The sequence below is a fragment of the Burkholderia sp. BCC1996 genome, assembly GCF_905339955.1.
Classification (GTDB): domain Bacteria; phylum Pseudomonadota; class Gammaproteobacteria; order Burkholderiales; family Burkholderiaceae; genus Burkholderia.
This window is the reverse complement of record NZ_CAJPHM010000065.1, coordinates 1-2912: the sequence shown is the minus strand read 5'-3', so window position 1 is coordinate 2912 and position 2912 is coordinate 1. Positions and strand designations below refer to the sequence as shown.

The following is a 2912-nucleotide window of genomic DNA, read 5'->3' as shown; positions in this document are numbered from 1 at the left end:
CAGACTTGTTATAGGATCAAGCCTTACGGGCAATTAGTATCAGTTAGCTGAACGCATTACTGCGCTTACACACCTGACCTATCAACGTCCTGGTCTCGAACGACCCTTCAAGGGGATCTAGTCCCCAGGGATATCTCATCTTAAGGCGAGTTTCCCGCTTAGATGCTTTCAGCGGTTATCTCTTCCGAACATAGCTACCCGGCGATGCCACTGGCGTGACAACCGGTACACCAGAGGTTCGTCCACTCCGGTCCTCTCGTACTAGGAGCAGCCCCCTTCAAATATCCAACGCCCACGGCAGATAGGGACCAAACTGTCTCACGACGTTTTAAACCCAGCTCACGTACCTCTTTAAATGGCGAACAGCCATACCCTTGGGACCGGCTACAGCCCCAGGATGAGATGAGCCGACATCGAGGTGCCAAACACCGCCGTCGATATGAACTCTTGGGCGGTATCAGCCTGTTATCCCCAGAGTACCTTTTATCCGTTGAGCGATGGCCCTTCCATACAGAACCACCGGATCACTATGACCTGCTTTCGCACCTGCTCGACTTGTCGGTCTCGCAGTTAAGCACGCTTATGCCATTGCACTATCAGCACGATTTCCGACCGTACCTAGCGTACCTTCGTACTCCTCCGTTACGCTTTGGGAGGAGACCGCCCCAGTCAAACTGCCTACCATGCACTGTCCCCGACCCGGATCACGGGCCAAGGTTAGAACCTCAAACAAACCAGGGTGGTATTTCAAGGACGGCTCCACCGAAACTAGCGTTCCGGTTTCATAGCCTCCCACCTATCCTACACAGATCGGTTCAAAGTCCAATGCAAAGCTACAGTAAAGGTTCATGGGGTCTTTCCGTCTAGCCGCGGGTAGATTGCATCATCACAAACACTTCAACTTCGCTGAGTCTCGGGAGGAGACAGTGTGGCCATCGTTACGCCATTCGTGCAGGTCGGAACTTACCCGACAAGGAATTTCGCTACCTTAGGACCGTTATAGTTACGGCCGCCGTTTACCGGGACTTCAATCAAGAGCTTGCACCCCATCATTTAATCTTCCGGCACCGGGCAGGCGTCACACCCTATACGTCCACTTTCGTGTTTGCAGAGTGCTGTGTTTTTATTAAACAGTCGCAGCCACCAGTTTATTGCAACCCCTTCACCCTCTGCGCGCAGGCGCATCAAGCTACAAGGGCGTACCTTATCCCGAAGTTACGGTACCAATTTGCCGAGTTCCTTCTCCCGAGTTCTCTCAAGCGCCTTAGAATACTCATCTCGCCCACCTGTGTCGGTTTGCGGTACGGTCATCGTTAGACTGAAGCTTAGAGGCTTTTCTTGGAACCACTTCCAATTGCTTCGCTCCCTAAGGAGCTCGCGCCACACCCTTGAATCCTGCGCCCGGATTTGCCTAAGCGCCTTCTCCAATGCAGCGACCGGGACTTCCAACACCCGGACAACCTTCCGCGATCCGTCCCCCCATCGCATCTAACAATGGTGCAGGAATATTGACCTGCTTCCCATCAGCTACGCATTTCTGCCTCGCCTTAGGGGCCGACTCACCCTACGCCGATGAACGTTGCGTAGGAAACCTTGGGCTTACGGCGAGGGGGCCTTTCACCCCCTTTATCGCTACTCATGTCAGCATTCGCACTTCCGATACCTCCAGCACGCTTTTCAACGCACCTTCGCAGGCTTACGGAACGCTCTCCTACCATGCGAGCAAAGCTCGCATCCGCAGCTTCGGTATATAGCTTAGCCCCGTTACATCTTCCGCGCAGGACGACTCGATCAGTGAGCTATTACGCTTTCTTTAAAGGGTGGCTGCTTCTAAGCCAACCTCCTGACTGTTTTAGCCTTCCCACTTCGTTTCCCACTTAGCTATATTTGGGGACCTTAGCTGGCGGTCTGGGTTGTTTCCCTCTTGACACCGGACGTTAGCACCCGATGTCTGTCTCCCGTGATTGCACTCTTCGGTATTCGGAGTTTGCTATGGCGGGGTAATCTGCAATAGACCCCCCAACCATGACAGTGCTCTACCCCCGAAGGTGAGACACGAGGCACTACCTAAATAGTTTTCGGAGAGAACCAGCTATTTCCAGGTTTGTTTAGCCTTTCACCCCTATCCACAGCTCATCCCCTAACTTTTCAACGTTAGTGGGTTCGGACCTCCAGTACGTGTTACCGCACCTTCATCCTGGCCATGGATAGATCACCTGGTTTCGGGTCTACGCCCAGCAACTGAACGCCCTATTCGGACTCGCTTTCGCTACGCCTGCCCTATACGGTTAAGCTTGCTACTGAACGTAAGTCGCTGACCCATTATACAAAAGGTACGCCGTCACCCCTTACGAGGCTCCGACTGTTTGTATGCATGCGGTTTCAGGATCTATTTCACTCCCCTCCCGGGGTTCTTTTCGCCTTTCCCTCACGGTACTGGTTCACTATCGGTCGATCACGAGTATTTAGCCTTGGAGGATGGTCCCCCCATCTTCAGACAGGATTTCACGTGTCCCGCCCTACTTGTCGCACACCTAGTTCTTTCATACTGTTTTCGCCTACAGGGCTATCACCTGCTATGGCCGCACTTTCCAGAGCGTTCGGCTAACAATACAAATAAAGAGTGCAAGGCTCATCCCATTTCGCTCGCCACTACTTTGGGAATCTCGGTTGATTTCTTTTCCTGCGGTTACTTAGATGTTTCAGTTCACCGCGTTCGCTTCACATGGCCTATGTATTCAGCCATGGATACTCCAAAAGGAGTGGGTTTCCCCATTCGGACATCTACGGATCAAAGCTTGTTTGCCAGCTCCCCGTAGCTTTTCGCAGGCTACCGCGTCCTTCATCGCCTGTGATCGCCAAGGCATCCACCACATGCACTTGTTCGCTTGACCCTATAACGAGTCTGTCTC

The 2912-nt window shown here is 52.9% G+C and carries 1 rRNA gene; it reads right to left on the bottom strand.

From position 1 onward, the window contains the following. Nucleotides 1-12 precede the first annotated feature (12 nt). Nucleotides 13-2894, bottom strand: a 23S ribosomal RNA gene (locus U4Z64_RS37140). Nucleotides 2895-2912: the final 18 nt, after the last annotated feature.